The 15,989-nt window shown below is 56.1% G+C and carries 13 protein-coding genes; 5 read left to right on the plus strand and 8 right to left on the minus strand.

The annotated features are described in order from the left end of the window. Window positions 1-304: 304 nt before the first annotated feature. The gene (locus AC2FJC_RS22730; RefSeq protein WP_496741893.1) at window positions 305-2,092 is read left to right on the plus strand and encodes an FAD-dependent oxidoreductase; all 1,788 of its coding nucleotides are present in this window, start codon (window positions 305-307) and stop codon (window positions 2,090-2,092) included. Window positions 2,093-2,125: 33 nt separating this feature from the next. Further along, window positions 2,126-5,407 carry an adenylate/guanylate cyclase domain-containing protein gene (locus AC2FJC_RS22735; RefSeq protein WP_496741895.1) on the plus strand — a complete coding sequence of 1,094 codons (3,282 nt, stop codon included), beginning with the start codon at window positions 2,126-2,128 and terminating at the stop codon, window positions 5,405-5,407. Here AC2FJC_RS22735 and AC2FJC_RS22740 read toward each other — a convergent pair whose 3' ends face one another. From AC2FJC_RS22740 to AC2FJC_RS22755, 4 genes are all read right to left on the minus strand, one after another. Then, window positions 5,408-6,343: a polyprenyl synthetase family protein gene (locus AC2FJC_RS22740; protein ID WP_496741897.1), complete on the minus strand. Its 936-nt coding sequence runs from the start codon at window positions 6,341-6,343 to the stop codon at window positions 5,408-5,410. Beyond that, window positions 6,340-6,816 (minus strand): hypothetical protein, encoded by a 477-nt coding sequence (locus tag AC2FJC_RS22745; RefSeq protein WP_496725186.1) that lies wholly within the window; start codon window positions 6,814-6,816, stop codon window positions 6,340-6,342. Before AC2FJC_RS22745 ends, AC2FJC_RS22740 begins: the two co-directional genes overlap by 4 nt. 479 nt (window positions 6,817-7,295) lie before the next feature. Next, entirely contained in the window at window positions 7,296-8,420 is a 1,125-nt protein-coding gene (locus AC2FJC_RS22750; protein WP_496741899.1) for an amidohydrolase, read from the minus strand. Then, window positions 8,413-9,423, minus strand: coding sequence for a pyridoxal-phosphate dependent enzyme (locus tag AC2FJC_RS22755; RefSeq protein ID WP_496741901.1), 1,011 nt, complete (start codon window positions 9,421-9,423; stop codon window positions 8,413-8,415). Before AC2FJC_RS22755 ends, AC2FJC_RS22750 begins: the two co-directional genes overlap by 8 nt. 88 nt (window positions 9,424-9,511) lie before the next feature. Here AC2FJC_RS22755 and AC2FJC_RS22760 point away from each other — a divergent pair, with 88 nt between their 5' ends. Further along, on the plus strand, window positions 9,512-9,970 hold the full coding sequence (locus AC2FJC_RS22760) for an Lrp/AsnC family transcriptional regulator (RefSeq protein ID WP_496741903.1): 459 nt from the start codon (window positions 9,512-9,514) through the stop codon (window positions 9,968-9,970). A 138-nt stretch (window positions 9,971-10,108) separates the two neighbouring features. Here the strand turns inward: AC2FJC_RS22760 and AC2FJC_RS22765 are convergent, their stop codons facing one another. From AC2FJC_RS22765 to AC2FJC_RS22775, 3 genes are read right to left on the minus strand one after another with little or no spacing between them, the layout of a single operon-like run. Then, window positions 10,109-11,020 carry an NAD(P)-dependent oxidoreductase gene (locus AC2FJC_RS22765; RefSeq protein ID WP_496741905.1) on the minus strand — a complete coding sequence of 304 codons (912 nt, stop codon included), beginning with the start codon at window positions 11,018-11,020 and terminating at the stop codon, window positions 10,109-10,111. A gap of 30 nt (window positions 11,021-11,050) precedes the next feature. Further along, entirely contained in the window at window positions 11,051-11,599 is a 549-nt protein-coding gene (locus tag AC2FJC_RS22770; RefSeq protein WP_109312362.1) for an isochorismatase family protein, read from the minus strand. 11 nt (window positions 11,600-11,610) lie between these two features. After that, on the minus strand, window positions 11,611-12,477 hold the full coding sequence (locus AC2FJC_RS22775) for a HalD/BesD family halogenase (protein ID WP_496741907.1): 867 nt from the start codon (window positions 12,475-12,477) through the stop codon (window positions 11,611-11,613). Between the two features lie 119 nt (window positions 12,478-12,596). Here AC2FJC_RS22775 and AC2FJC_RS22780 point away from each other — a divergent pair, with 119 nt between their 5' ends. Then, the gene (locus tag AC2FJC_RS22780; protein ID WP_496741909.1) at window positions 12,597-13,472 is read left to right on the plus strand and encodes a LysR family transcriptional regulator; all 876 of its coding nucleotides are present in this window, start codon (window positions 12,597-12,599) and stop codon (window positions 13,470-13,472) included. A 290-nt stretch (window positions 13,473-13,762) separates the two neighbouring features. On the opposite strand, the gene AC2FJC_RS22785 is transcribed toward AC2FJC_RS22780, so the two are convergent. Beyond that, window positions 13,763-14,728, minus strand: coding sequence for an NAD(P)-dependent oxidoreductase (locus tag AC2FJC_RS22785; RefSeq protein WP_496741911.1), 966 nt, complete (start codon window positions 14,726-14,728; stop codon window positions 13,763-13,765). Window positions 14,729-14,862: 134 nt separating this feature from the next. Here AC2FJC_RS22785 and AC2FJC_RS22790 point away from each other — a divergent pair, with 134 nt between their 5' ends. Beyond that, window positions 14,863-15,738, plus strand: coding sequence for a LysR family transcriptional regulator (locus AC2FJC_RS22790; protein ID WP_496741913.1), 876 nt, complete (start codon window positions 14,863-14,865; stop codon window positions 15,736-15,738). Window positions 15,739-15,989 lie beyond the last annotated feature (251 nt).

Consider the following 15,989-nt stretch of genomic DNA (forward strand, 5'->3'; position numbering starts at 1 on the left):
GAAGGTCTTCCTGTCAGCCATCGCACTCGCGGCTACCGTTCTATTCTGGTTGTAAATCAATGAGTCTGGAGCCTAAGTTTTGTTGCTTTTGCAATTTAGGGTCCAAGCCCAATCTCTGAACTTTTATTTCAAAGCAGCTTGCAATGCCGCGACACATTCCGTTGCCTTTCATCCTGCGGATCATTTTCCTGCAACACTCTGAAAATGTTTCCTTTGATGCCCCAAGCAGCGTAACCTTAGATAAGTTTTGACGTCGCCGGTTTGGAATTGCAGGCTTGTGACGCAGAAAACCGGGGGAGTGAGCATGCATAAAGTAACTATCGTCGGGGCCGGGATTGCCGGGCTCACCGCGGCTCTTCGTTTGTTGGAGCGAGGATACCACGTCACACTGTATGAGCAGGACAATTTCATTGGTGGAATGTTGCGGTCCCATAAGGAGCACGACCACGGTGATTATCCGCGCGAGCACAGCTATCACATGCTGTGCAATTGGTATTACAACTTCTGGTCGGTCGCCAAAGACCTTGGGATCGAAGACAACTTCACACCACGCGAAGCCTTCAAGTTTCTCTATGACGGTGATCTCGACAACATGCCCGAAATGGTGAACCCGGGCGGCATTCAGGATTTCTACCGAAATCTCACCGGCGGCGCAGCGCCGCCTGCTGAACTATTCCTGTTCATGTATTCGATGGTCGATCTGCTTTCGATCCCGGACAGTGAAGATGACAAGCTTGACCGGATGTCGTTCAACGGCTGGCTGCGCGGGCGGCCCTATTGCACCGATGTGGTGGCGAAGCTTCATGAGAAGATCTGGCAAACCGTGTGGGCGATTGACAGCTGGCAAGCTTCGGCGCGCAGCTACAAGACCTTCCTGAAGTACGGCAACCGCGTTCCGGTTCCGCAGCTTTGGCTGTTTGATGGGTCCAAGAAAGAAACTCTGATTGATCCCTTCCACAAAAAGCTTGATCAGTTCGGAGACCGGTTTGAGCTCAAGTACCGCCACCGAATTCGCGAAGTGCATCCCAACGCAGACGGCACTCGGATCGAGCGGCTGGTGTTTGACAAGGTAACCAAATCGCCATCAGTTAACCCCAAATGGGGGATCGCAAAGAAAGACATCGAAGTGGATGTCAGCGATGAGAATGTGATCATCGGCATCACCCCCGGTGCAATGGCATCGATGGTGACCGATGATTTGTACAATGCCGACCCTGCCCTAGGCCAGTTGAGGTATCTGGAGGCCGAGCCGATGGCGTCGGTGGAGCTTTATCTCAAGCGGAAACTACCCGGCATCCCTACGGAAGTGGTGGTTTTCATGGATACGCCCTATGAGATGACGTTCCTCAACTACTCGGCGACGTGGGGCCTCAAAAACACCTTCCTTTATGTGACAGTTTCGGATTTCAAATCGCTGCTGTCTGTAAAACCCGAACGCCGGGACGAAAACCAGAACCTCATTCTGGATCTCAAAAACCCCAAAACCGCGATCGACTATATTCTGCGAGAAATCACTGCCAAGTTAGAAATAACCGAGGCCGATATCGATCTGTTCCAGACTTCGGTCGATACAAATACAGGCGAAGAGCTTTTTGCCAATCTAACCGGCAGCTGGGAACATCGCCCCGAGGTCAACACCAAATTCGAAAACCTGTTTCTGGCAGGAACTTATGTCAGAAATTTCGCGGATGTTTCGACCGTCGAAGGCGCTTGTGCAACAGGGTTGATCGCAGCCGAAGGCGTACGTCAGGCCGCGCAGAGAGAACCGGACAAAGGCGATGCAGGTAAACCGGTAGAGGTGATTACACCCGATTTCTATCCCAGTCAGATGTTTCAGACGCTCAAGATCGCTTGGGCACCTTATGCCGCCAGTGCAAAAGCCTGGACGCTTGCGGACAAAGCGCTGGGTATCAACAAGCTATGGCCACCAAAAGACTTCAAGTTCCCGAAGTCGAAATTCACGCCAAGCCCAGAGAACCTAGGTTCCCTGTTTACGGATTGGCTGCCTGCAAGTAAGTGGAACGAAAAGACTTTGGGCCTTGGTCCAATGTTCTGGAACTATACAGAAGACGGCAAGCCCCGTAAAAAGTAACCAAGAATACCTCGCACGAGTAAGAGACGACTGATGACTACTAAATCGATTGCGGCATGGCTGAACGAAATTGGCCTGCCACAATACACCGAACTGTTTGATGAGAACGGCATCGACCTGGACATTCTTGAAGATGTGACCGGCGACCATCTCAGAGAAATGGGTGTCACGGTGTTGGGTCATCGGCTCAAGATCAGCAAGGCGATCGCGGCGATGAAGCCGGACGCGGCACAGCCCAGACCCAGCGGAGCCATGACGGGCGAAGAAAGCGCCGAACGGCGGCACCTTACGATCATGTTTTGTGATCTGGTTGGCTCGACCGCCCTGTCGGCGCGGCTTGATCCTGAAGATTATCGCGACCTTATGGCGTTGTACCAGGATACCGTGTCGCAGTTGATCAAAGATGCCAGGGGGCACGTGGCCCAATATCTTGGTGATGGCGTTGTAATCTATTTTGGCTATCCGGTCGCCCAAGAGGACGCGGCAGAACGCGCATGCCGCGCGGCTTTGGAGATTGTCGAGGCCGTCGCCGGCCTGGATACTGCAGCTGGTGATCGCCTGCAGGTCCGCATCGGCATTGCAACCGGATTGGTGGTGGCCGGCGATCTTGACCAGCTCGGAGTGAACTCGACGTCTGCCGTGGCTGGCGATACGCCCAATCTTGCCGCCAGATTGCAGGGCCTGGCAAAGCCGGGGCAAATTGTTATCGGCAAAAGGACACACTCGCTGCTGGGGGATATGTTCGTCTATGAGGCACTGGAGAACATCCATCTGAAGGGGTTTGAACCCGGTCAGGTGGCGTGGCGTGTCATATCCACAGCACAGCGCCAGGACCGGTTCACCGTCACCTCGGCTCGGCGGCAGCTTACGCCTCTGGTCGGTCGCACGCCGGAACGGACGCGCCTGATGTCGGCCTGGGAAGATGCCAAATCCAAGAAGGGGAATGTTTGCCTTGTCTCAGGTGAGGCTGGCATCGGCAAAAGCCGCCTCACATATGAGGTGGTGGATCAGGCCAAGGGCGAAGGTGCAACCGTTCTCCACCTGCAATCCGCACCTTATTTTGAGAATACGGCCCTGTACCCTATCCGCCGTCAGATCGAAAACGTGCTCGGGTTCAAGGAAGACGATGACAGCGAAGCCCGGCTGGACAAGCTGGAAAAACTGGTCGTCGCCGAAAACGATCTGAACGAAGCCCGCGCGCTGATGGCGTCTTTGTTTTCGCTGCCCTGTGACAGGTATCCACCGCTGAACCTGTCGCCCGAGCTGCAAAAGACCCGCACGATCGACATGCTGATCGAACAGGTCATCGTTCTGTCAAAGCGGGCACCATTGTTGGTGCATTTTGAAGACTTGCACTGGATCGACCCCACATCGCTGGATTTGCTGACCAAACTCGCCGCCAAACTCGCCGATCATCAGATCTTGTTGCTTGTGACCTGCAGGCCGGAATTCACCCATGATTGGCAGGTGGATCATCTGGAAACCTGCGAACTCGCGCGCCTCAAGCCAGCTGAAGTCGAAGAGCTGTTGGACAGTATGACAGGTTCGGATGCTTTTTCGGCCGAGCAGCGCCAGCAATTGCTTGAACGGTCAGATGGCGTACCACTGTTTGCCGAAGAGCTGACCCGCTCTGCGATGGAATTCAGAAACAGCGCGGATTTGGTGCCTGAAACCCTGCAAGACAGTTTGATGGCGCGTCTCGACAAGCTGGGGGCCGCCCGCGAATACGCCCAGATCGGGGCCGTGATCGGCCGGGAATTCGATGTCGACCTGCTGTCTCAGGTGACCGGAACTCCGCTGCCCGAGCTCTCAGACTCGCTTTCGCAACTGGGTGAGGCAGACCTCGCATACCCGGACCAAACCGGTCACAGCCTGATGTTCCGCCATGCCTTGATTCAGGAGGCCGCGTACCGGTCCATATTGCGGCGGCGGCGGCAACAATTGCATGGCAAGATTGCCGAAACACTGGAAGAAAAATTTCCCGAACGCTGCAAGTCCGGTCCGGAACAGGTGGCAAACCATTTTGTTGCCGCCGGTCTGGGCGACCGGTCAGTTCCCTATTGGCTGACAGCTGGTAAATCTGCCTGGAGCCGGGCCTCGATGAAGGAGGCACTAGCGCAGCTTAGCAACGGATTGGAATATGTCGGCGAGGTCGACGACCTGACTGATCGCGCCAAGTTGGAGCTGCAATTGCAGTCAACCATCGGCGTCGTGCACTTTGCGGCGACCAGCTATGCCTCGCCGCAGGCGCAGACCGCTTTTGAGCGTTCCCGCGAACTGTTTCAGGATGTTGACGACCCCGACCTGCGCGTTGCGGTTCTTTACGGCATCGGGGCATTTGAAACCATGCGTGGCGACGTAAGCTCGGGGCACGAGACCTTTGCGGCGCTTGCAGACGAAGCTACGCGCAGCGGCAATGCCCGCTATGAAGTCTATTCCGCCTCCATGCAGGCATGGTCGCATTTCAACCGTGGCGACTACGCCGAGTCGGTGCGTTATGGCGAACGGGTGCTGCAGCTTTATGAAGAAGGCATTTGGGACCAGCCGGGGCCGCGCCTGTCGGCCGCAGAACCCAAAGTGATCTCAGAGTGTTTCCGGGCAGCGGCGCTTTGGTCTCTGGGCCGCCCGGATCAGGCGGTGAAGGTCGGCAACGACATCCTGAATTACACCCGATCGCTGCCAGACCCCTATTCGCTTGTCTATGCTCTGTCCAACGGTGTGATCCGCATTCACGACTGGAACGGTGACTGGGAACAGGTCATGGACCTGACCGAAGAATGCAGCGCGGTTGCCGGAGAATATGGCTACAGGTTCCTGGGTGTCTGGGCATCGTTCTGGCGCGCCCGGGCGATGGCAAAACTCGGTCAACTGGAAGAGGCCGAAAAGATCACGGCCACGGCTGTTGCTGCCTGTAAGAATGCTGGTGTCCATTACCACCGCGTCTGCTTCGAAGCCAATCACGCGCGCTTGCTGCTGGCGCAGGACCGGATCGAGGATGCCGCACGTGTTCTGGACGGGCTAGACCAACCATTGCAAGATGGAGGCGAACTGAACCACGTCCTTGACTTGAGTCTGGTCAAAGGGGAACTGGCGCAGAAACGTGGCGATACCAGTGGCGCAGAGCGACATTATCGCGCTGCATTTGACGCGGCCGAAAGCCGTTCCGCGCTGGCATGGCAACTGCGCGCGGCACTGGGTCTGGCATCTTTGCAGCCCGCGGAAGACGCACAACGCGCGCTTGTCGAACCGCTGATGGCGCAGTTCGAGGAAGGGTTCGACAGCCAGTATCTGAAGGCAGCGCGCGCCTATTTGTGATCAGCGGGCTTCGCCCAAAGCGCGCGTGCGATCCACAAGCGTAATCAGCTTCTTCGGGTTCCGGGCAAATCGATTGGCCTCAGCTATCGCGCTGGCGGCGATCCGGTCCAGTTCGGCCTCGGCTTCTGGCAAAGCGGCGCGAAAGGCCTCGGCCAGGGCGTCGTAATTTTCCGGGTTTGGATCGCGGAACATTTCAGCGATCACAGGCTCGCGCACGGCGATCGCGGCTGGCAGGGTTAGAATCCCGTCGCGGATATCCTCTTCACCCCCACCGCCCAGGGCTTCGGTTCCACGCACGTCGGACACGTCATCACAGGCGTGATACAGGGTGCCCAGCAGACCACCGAAATGGCGCAACCCCTCGCTACGGTCGCCGAGACAAGCAGCCACCTCAAACATCGAACCAGTGTCTTCCTGCGCCAGCTTGCGCCAATCCTCGACCCCGCGCGGCATCGTGCGGCTGTTCCACTGCGCGATCTCGGCCGCGCCAAGCCGGGACATTAGCTCGGACAACAACCCGATCACCTGCGGCTCGGTCGCCATCATCCGATAGCCTTCCGCAACCATGAACCCGGACGTCATCAGCGCCGCAAGTTGCCCAAAGGCCGTGTGCATGGTCGGTTTGCCGCGCCGTTCGTCCGACTGGTCCAGAATGTCGTCCACAACCAGCGTCATGTTATGAAACAGCTCAAGCGTTACGGCTGCCTGTATGGTTTCATCCGTGATCTCCTCGCTGCCGACAGCCGTCTGACAGGCAAAGATGGTCAATGGGCGAAAATACTTTGAGCCGGCCAGAAACTGCTCTTCCAACTGCGGCCGCATCTCCTCGGGTGTGGATTCAACCCACGCGCCGATGGCAGTGCGCAACCGTTCGGTCTCAGACTCAAATCCCAGTTCCGGTATCACCCAATCGGCGCGGGCACCTTCGTTATTCATGGTTTGGATTTTGCATAGCGATGGGGGCCTTCCCGGTCGTCACCCTCGGGGCCGACTGACTTGCGAAGCTCTGCCTCGATTTCCATAAGATCACGTTGCAGCAGTTTTGCCTCGCTCAGCGACAGATCCGATATTTCGCGCAACACGGCACGGGCCTTGTCCAGCACGATCAGCTGTCTGGCCTCCAATGACGGGCCATCCGCACTGGGTATGGTTGCTTCGATCGCGTCTGTCCCTTGGGTCGAGACGATGGTCGCAATCTGCTGCCAGTACCGCAAAGCTGAACTGAGCCACCGGGCTTGTGCCTGTGCAAGCAGAAACATCACGTCGGGTTCGACCCGTGCACCCTTTTCGCTGTAGTCCCGCAGCGAGCCTAGAACACCCTCAAGCGCTTCCAGATACATCGCCACCATATCGTCAATCGAGCCGGGGTTCCCAAACTCATTGCGTGATGATCCATCGTCTTGATTCATCTTGCTACTCCATTGCCCGCATCGTCATAAAGTTCTGTAGATTCAGAGTTTTGTTACCGATTGTCACTGTATATTCACACCGCGTTTGGGCATGGGTTGATTTGATTTTCAGTAAAACAAGAAGATCGCCGCGCAATCAAGTACCGAGATATGTTAACCATCTATTAACCTTTGGGATCTGCCGTCGGCGTAAGAAAAAAGCACCCGCCCCGCAGGTTTTGGTTCATATGGCGCGGAAGACGATACGAAACAGAGTCGCCGCGATCTGCCGGGTCGAAGTTCGTGACCATGAGGCTTTGCGTCACCTGCTTCCCACAATGTTTCTGGGTCTCGATGCGACCGACCCTAGCGGTGGTCACCAGATGAAGTGGCCCAACAAAGAGAACATTTGCCGCATGAGATCAGCCGAAGGTTCGATTGGGGACAGCAGGGGTGGAAAAATTGCCCATTATTGACGTTTGCTCAGGCGTCACTTGCCATCAAAATTCCCGTCGTGCCGTGCTGGTCCAGAACGCAATCCCGTGCCTGATTGCTTCATCGTTGAAATCATACGACGGGTTATGAAGCGGCATCGAATTGTTGCCCTCCACTCCGTTGCCCATCAGGATGAAGGCCCCGGGGCGGTGGGCAAGAAACTCTGCAAAATCTTCAGAGAATCCTACCCGACCGTAATCCGCATCAACGCTGCCAACCTCATGAGCGGCACCCGCGATCATGTCAGTGGCTCTGGCATCGTTCACCAATGGCCGGAAGGAAGTCGAGTAATCAACCTCCGCCTCTGCGCCTTGCGCGGCACAAACACCGGCGACAATGGTGCGCATTCGGCGCTCGATATTTTCGGACACATCCCTGGAAAAGCCCCGGCAATCCCCCCTTAGGGTTACGTTGCTGGGCAAGATGTTTCGTGCACCGTCTGTCAGGAACTCCGTTACGGAAACCACCGCATGCTCGCTCGCCGAAACCGAGCGAGAGACGATCGATTGCAACTGCTGCACAATTGCGGCCCCAGTCACAATCGGATCAACGCCTTTTTCCGGCATCGACGCGTGCCCGCCCTGACCCTGAACGCGTATCTCAAAATTATCCTCGAACGCGCAGAATGAGCCCGCTTGAGTGGCAAAGTGACCAAGCTCCATTCCGGGCATGTTGTGAAGGCCAAAGATTGCGGCCATCGGGAAGCGTTCAAACAAACCGTCCGAGATCATCGCGGCTGCCCCGTTTCCGTTTTCTTCGTCCGGCTGAAAGATGAATTGAATGGTGCGGTCAAAAGACGGGTCTGCCGCAAGCTCCAGCGCGGCACCCAGCAGCATGGTGCTGTGGCCATCATGGCCACATCCATGAAACTTGCCTTCCGTTCCCGAACGGTACGGCAAGTTGGTGGCCTCGTGTATCGGCAGCGCGTCCATGTCGGCTCGAAAACCGATTGCTGTTTCGTCCGGACCACGGCGCAAGGTGGCCACAATGCCCGTGCGGCCTACACCCCGAGTGACCTCAAGCCCTGCGCGTTCCAACTCGGTCGCGATCAGATCCGAGGTCCGATCAATGTCGAAGCCTATTTCAGGGTGAGCATGCAGATCACGGCGAAACGCAACGAGATCAAGCATCGGGAACATCTCCCTCGGACAGCACGATCAACGGCAATTTGGCCTCGTCCGTCAACAAGGCTGCAAGCCCCGCTGCGCCAGATGGCGTAGTGGAAAAGCCCAGATCGCGCGCATGTTTTACAGCGCCCACGGCCTGCAAGTCAGTTACCGTTACCCAGTCGTCGGCGCACCGTTCCAGAATTTCGAAAGCCAACATAGAAGGCGTTTTGCAGTCCAAGCGCCCCATATTGGATACGGGGCCCTCAACCGTTACGGTCTGTCCCGCCCGGGCGCTTTCGGCAAGGCAAGGGGCTGCATCAGGTTCAACCACTATGATCTTTGGCTGAACCGCCCAGGTGGACCGGATCATGTAAGCGATCCCCGCAGCCAGCCCACCAACACCTGCCTGCAAGTAAACGTGGCTGGGCCAATTCCCAGAGCTTTCCATCTCTGTCCGCATTTCTTCGGCGATGACGGTATAGCCTTCCATTACCAACCGCGGAGGTTCCGAATATCCAGGCCACGATCCATCGGCGAGGTGAATTGCGCCGGACGCCTCGGCGTCGGCTATGGCTGCCGCAACGCTCGCCTCGTAATCGTCACCCGATCGGACAACTTCCGCGCCTTTGTCCCGCAGGCGAATTGCAAAATCCTCTGGCACTGTTTCTGCAAGGTGAATGCGGGCCTTTGCGCCAAACAGCCGCGCACCGGCCGCCACGGCCATGCCATGATTACCTGCACTGGCACAGACAAAAGTCATCGAGCGTGCGATGGCCTTCACGGAATCATCCAAAAAGACGTTTGGTTCCAAAGGGTGACCAACCCGCGTTTCTATCAGCTTGGCAACAGCGTAAACGCCACCGAGCGCTTTGAAAGCCCCCAATCCCATCCTGTTGGTTTCATCCTTGATCAGAATAGGTCTGTCTCGGAGACTGCGTGCCTCCAACGGACTGGGTTTATAGGCGGGGCATGCAGCCAGCAGAGCCAGCGGTTTTGCAACATCGAGTATCGTTGGATTTTTCATACAGAAAGTTGTACACGCGAAGGATGACCTATTATGGTCAATTTTTCCGAATTTTCGGGAAATTTTCTTACCCTATAGGGAATTTCTCATGAAACTCGATCAGTATGACCGAAACCTGCTTCAGTTGATGCAAGCCGATGCCAAGATGGGCCTCGAAAAGCTTGCGTCCGAGACAGGCTTGTCCGTGGCCTCCGTTCAGCGGCGGTTAAAGGCGCTCAGAACCTCGGGCGCAATTCTTTCAGAAGTCGCAATCGTTGATCCCAAAAAGCTGGGTGTCGCGATGAGCTTCATTGTCATGGTCGAATTGGAACGCGAACGTCAGGATCAGATCGACGCATTCTCTCGTCAGGCGCAATCAGAGCCTATGGTACAGCAGTGCTATTACATCACCGGAGACGCCGATTTTTGTCTCGTCTGCACCGCAAAGGATATGGATGATTTTCAGGAACTCACGAAACGGCTGTTCTTCGACAACTCAAATGTCCGTCGCTTTCGCACATCTGTTGTCATGGGAAGAAAGAAAGTCGGTTTGGGTATTCCTGTTTAGGATTTTGGGTTGGAACGGTAAGAATCAACATTTTCGCCAGCTACCGCCTCAAAACGGCCCTTCGAATGCTGGGCGGCGGATGCGCTTATTAACCAGCATCGCGGGACCTTGGGGTTAGGGCCCAGATTGGGCCCCTTGTTATTTTTCCCAGTGCGGGATCCAATCCCCGTCAAGGCGAAGTGACACGCCAGCATTGTCTTCTTCAAGCTTCACCACATGCAATTCGCCCTTGTCGCCCCCGTATCTTTCGCGGGCCGCTTCGAACTGCGTGCATACCAGCCGTGTGGCAGGGGCGGCGGTGCCGGCGTCGTCGCAGGCCTCAACGATCAGGCCCAGATCCTTTTGGCACAGATCCAGTGTGAAGGACGGATCATAATGTCCGGCAAAAACGGACGGGGCGTCGTGATGCATGCACCAGCTTTCGCTGGCCCCGATCTTAAGCGCGTCCCAGGCTCGTGACAGATCGACACCTGATTTCACCGCCATGACAAGTGCTTCACCCATGGCTGTCGCGTGGATGGCCCAAAGCTGATTGCTGGCCAGCTTCGTCACGGACCCGCTGCCGCTGGGACCCATGTAATGAAGCGGACCCATCAGTTCCATCACGGGGCGAATACGCGCGACGGTCGCCTCATCCCCACCTGCAAATTGGGGCATGTTGCCGGTGCGTGCACCATCGACGGCACCTGTGACCGGCGCATCAATCAACTGTACACCGTTTTCAGCAAAGGTGGCGGCAAGCTCGCGCACAAAGGCGGGTTTGTTTGTTGTCATATCCACCCAAACCTGCCCCGCGGACATGGCGGATCGCAGCCCATCGTCGCCACCTGCCACTTGTTCGATTTGTTTTGGTCCAAAGACCATGGTGAACACGATGTCCGCCGCTTGCGCGGCTGCCGCAGGGGTCTCTGCCCACTTCGCCCCAAGCGCCAGGTGCTCTTCTGCCCGGTTCCGATCAAGGTCGCAGACCGTCAGGTCATGCCCGCCCTTGATCAGGTTCAGGGCCGCCGGGCCGCCCATGGTGCCAAGCCCAATAAATCCAATGCGCATCTTCGCCGTCCTCGGGGTTAGTTATATTGCTTAGGCATTCAGGATGGTGTCGGTCGAACATACCTCACCAAACTCACCCTGCAGATTGGCAAGCGTGACGGAATGGATCTGTTCGGCGCTGTGGGTCACTCCGTCCGGCCCGGTCGCGTCATAAGCCCAGACGGCGTCAGAGGCATAGACCATCTCAAAGCCCAGACTGCTTGCAGAGCGCGCGGCAGACTCGGCACAGTGATTGGCCGTGGCCCCGCAAATGACCACACGCTCAATATTGTCGGCGCGCAGATCAGCCTCGAGCGAGGTTCCGGCGAAGGCGCTGGAGACGTTTTTGATGATCACCGGCTCGTCACCCTGCGGTGCCGCAAAGGGTTGAACAGCCGCGCCTGGCGCATCCGCATGAAATGGATCGCCCGGATCAAGCCCGTGGTGATGCACATGGACGATCTTGTCACCGTGCGCGCGAAACCGGCTGAGAAGCCGGCCGATATTGTCGCCTGCCTCGGGGCAAGATCGCACGGCACCGGCGGCATCCTCATGAGCCAGTGCCATTTGCACATCAATGACGAGTAGAGCAGTTTTCATGGCTTGGTCCTTTATGCGTTGATGCTGGAGGCTGCGCGTTCCGCGAGGATATTTTTGACGCGATCACCATAGATCCGGATGTTGATGTCGTCGCTGATCACGCGGCCTTCCTGTTCGTCATAAGTCATGATCGCGGTGACACGGGGGGTCGACCCTTCGACCTCTGTCACCCCGTGCAATGAATAGCCACCGCGAAACAGGGTAAAAGTACCGGCACCCCGGTCAAACTTCTGCGTATAGGACATATCACCAGCAAGCAAACGATCCACCGCCTCGCGGTCTTCGGTTTCGTCGGTGCGCGAGTTCGGCAAGAAGGCAAAGTCACCCCCGGTTTCAGCGGCCTGCAACAGCAGCGTCACGGTGCATTCCGTCGTATCATAATGCCAGGCGTGCCAGCTTCCTGGATGCAGGGCGACGACATTCAGCGCTTGAAACTCATCGGCGCAGCGATGCAGCACCTCTTTCTTTTGGACGCGGCGCACAAAGTCCGTCAAACGCGGCGACTGATAAAGCCGTTGAATGAGCGTTTCATTCGGCAGCTGGTCGTCCGCCAATTGCGTTGCCATATGCGTATATTCCTTACGACGCGGATCATCCTTGGGCAGCGACGGGTCAATTGCGCCCTGGTAGATGTTGCGTTTGATGGTCAGTACGTCAGCGGTGGGTAGCAAGGCGTTGGATTCATCGGCCAGAGCCGCCAGAGCCTCGGGGCGGATGAACCCATCCAGATTGCACCAGCCATGTTCCTCCATCTGGTCCTGACAGGTCTGGAGAAACGCAGCGCCTTCGGCACTTTCCAGATCCGCAATGGGATAGCGCTCCAGAACCACAAGGCTCAAAACCATGTCGGTGTCTGCATCTTGATTGGTCTCCGGCATAGATCGCTCCTTTTTTTCTGGTCGACTTCGTCGTCGGTTGCTTTTGTCTAACTGCCGACCGGAATGAAGGAAAATGAAAGAATTTGCGTCCATGCACATAAAAAACTTATGAATGGGCAATGAAAAGCAATCTCAATCTGAACTGGCTTCGCACTTTCGAGGCCGCCGCACGTCATTTAAGCTTTACCGCCGCCAGTCGAGAGCTGGGGCTGACACAAACGGCTGTCAGTCAACACATGAAGGCGCTGGAAGGTCAGCTGGGGCAGAAGCTGTTCATTCGCAAGGCCAAAAGCCTGCAACTGACGGAAATCGGCCGGGCCTATTTGATATCAGTCCGGGATTCACTGGAGCACATCGCATTTTCCACAAACGGGCTGTTCGGGCCTGCCCTGGAGACGACGATCGTTGTGCGGGCGTCGGCGGCCATGATCATTTGGCTGGCGCCGCAACTTGCGACCTTTCAGACAGCTCATCCCGGTATCGGGATCAAACTTGTCACCTCTCTGTGGCAGAGCGGCCAGGAAGGGCATCCCGTGGACGTTGACATCCAGTTGGCTCCGCAAACCCATTCCGACACGCGCATGGTCAAGCTTTCTGATGAATTCATCGTTCCAGTTTGCGGTGTGCGCACCGCGCCAATGATCAAAACACCCGAGGACCTGATGGCGCAAGCTGCCATTCACGTTCTCGGGTTCGACGACCATTGGGCGCGGTATCTGTCGGCCCGTGGTCTGCCCAATGCTGATATATCTCCGCGCCTTATCGTCGATACCTCGGTCGCCGCTTGCGAATTGGTGGCCGCGGAAAGCGGCTGCACTATTATGATCAACCGGTTCGCGCAGCAGGCCATCGCGAGCGGGCGCCAGATCAGAATTGTCGGTGCCCCCGTTGATACGGGTCAGGCTCACTACGTCTTGCAACACAAAACAGGTACGGCCGGATCACACGATTCGACCGCTTTTTGCGAGTGGTTAAAAACCCGTTTTTTAACCTGATCTTCTGTCTGGCTCCAACGCCAGTGAGACAGTTTAAATTTATTCAATTAGAGAAGGTTGCTGGTACATAGTATGCGCCAAAGAGATTATGTACCGGCACACCGGATTCCTCTTGGTTCTCATAGTCGCTGGCCGTCAGCGCGGCAGTGGTGAACCTATCAGGTGCACTCACTCCCGCTTCGACCAGATCGCGATCGACTCTTGATAGATGCTCGATTCCCGCGGCCGTCAGGTTGCGCGTTGCTGGGTGCCCGCCGAATGTACAGATGCGCTACAATTCAGCCGTTTTTTTATTCAGCGGCTTCGCGTTCAAAACCTTGCGGGATCACCTCGTAACCGGGTTCTTCCGGCTCATCATCCATCATTTCCGGCGGAAACCCGGGGGCGAGAATATCCAGACCTGTGGCCTCTTCCAGACGTTTGATGATGTTGGGCGAAAAACAACGCTCGCCATAGCGCTCGATGCCGTCCTCGAAAATCTGCACCAGCATAGGCGAGATTTCCAGCGGCACGTTGTGGCGGTCGGCCACTTGCTGGAACAGACCGGCATCCTTTTTGACCAGGTCCATGGTAAAGGAAATGTCCCGGCTGCCGTTCAGGATCACCTGGCTTTCGGTTTCATGCACAAAAGAAGTGCCGGAGCTGATCTTCATCGCTTCATAGGTCGTGTTCAGGTCCATGCCGGCTGCCTTGGCGGTGACCAGCGCTTCGCAGCAGGTGACAAGATTGGCCGTGGCCAGATAGTTCGTCACAACTTTCAGAACCGAAGCCGAGCCCAGATCGCCAGTGTGCAGAATGCGGCGACCCATGGTTTTCAGGAAAGGCGCGATGCGGTCAAACGTAGCACGATCGCACCCCGCAAAGATCGAGATATTGCCCGTCGCCGCGCGGTGGCATCCACCCGAAACCGGGCAATCCACGGCTGCGCCTCCTGCGTCCATCACCATTGCGCCCAGGCGTTTGACCTCGGCCTCGTCAGTGGTGGACATCTCCATCCAGATTTTGCCCGGTTTCACCTCGGGCAGCATCTGTTGCATGACAACATCCGAAGCGGCAGGAGACGGCAGACAGGTGATAACAGCATCGCAATCGCGCATCAGTTGGGCCGGGCTTTCACCCCGGGCTGCCCCACGCGACACGAAATCATCCACAAGTTCGGGATTGAGGTCATGCACCGTTAGATCAATACCGTTCCGCAGCAAACTGCCACTGAGTTTCCCGCCGACATTTCCAAGACCAATAAACCCAACTTTCATGTGCGTGCTTCCCTGTTCCAGTTCCTGCCGGATGATCGGCAAAGATGTTACTTTGAAAAAAACTACAGACGTTGATGGCAGGGTGTAAAACGAATAAAACCGGCTGGTATCAGCGAAAATTTTCGGTGCTAAGAATGCCGCGATCTCCTAACCCTATCTGGCTTCGGTCCTTTGAATGCGCAGCGCGGCATCTGAGCTTTACTGCTGCCGCAGCCGAGCTGGGTATCACGCAATCGGCACTCAGCCTTCATGTCCGCTCGCTGGAAGCACAACTTGGCTGCCCCTTGTTCTATCGTGCCGCACGCAATCTTAGCCTGACCGAAGTTGGTCAGGCATACGCTTTTTCTGTGCGGCAAGCCCTGAGAGACATCGATCTGTCAACGATCAACCTGTTCGGATCAAACCAGAAGCACGAGCTGGTCGTGCGCGCGCCAATATCCACAGCGACCTTGTTTCTCGCTCATAGGTTGCCAGAGTTTTTGCGGATTCATCCCGATATTTCCATAAAGCTGATCTCGAACATTTGGGCTGAATCCGCAGGCCGCGAAAATGTCGATGTCGAACTGAGGACAGGAAGTGGCGATTGGAATGAAATCCCCTCTCGGAAAATATCTACTGAACGTATCGTCCCTATTGCCCCCAAGATGGTCGAGGAAGAAACCCCTCCCATCGACGATCTGCAACAACGGCCACTCATTCACATTCTGGGCTTCCAGCAAATGTGGGAACGGTATTTTTCCGCAATCGGGGTTCGACAAACCCAATTCGCATCAACCTTTGTGGTCGACACGACAATAGCCGCAGTGGACATCGTGGCCGCAGGTGGCGGCAATGCGATCGTTATCGAGAGGTTTGCCAAAACCGCAGTTGAGACCGGAAGAAAGGTCGTCATAGTTGGTGAAGCAGTTCCTATAGAACAGAGCCACTATTTGATTTCAGGGCAAAACACAAAAGCGGATGCGGTAGCCAAACAGCGTTTTGAAGCTTGGCTGGAAGACATCTTTCGGTAAACTATGGAAATTCTCCTTCGTCTAAACGTCTGTTGTTTATGAGTGTTCAGTTCAGAAACTTTTGGGATAGTGAATGGTGAGCCAGCGACGACGCGCCCGCTATGAACAGTATTCGGACGTTGGAGTCAGCGCAGCAAATGATCACTCGGTATCGCATTTTCTGTTAAAACCTACTAGGTTCTGGACCCATTAAATTTGTTGCTGCTGTCTCTGTTGCATGCTTCAAGCCACTGAGTTTCAGAGGTGTATCA

It is taken from the genome of Ruegeria sp. CDSB117 (genome assembly GCF_059611005.1).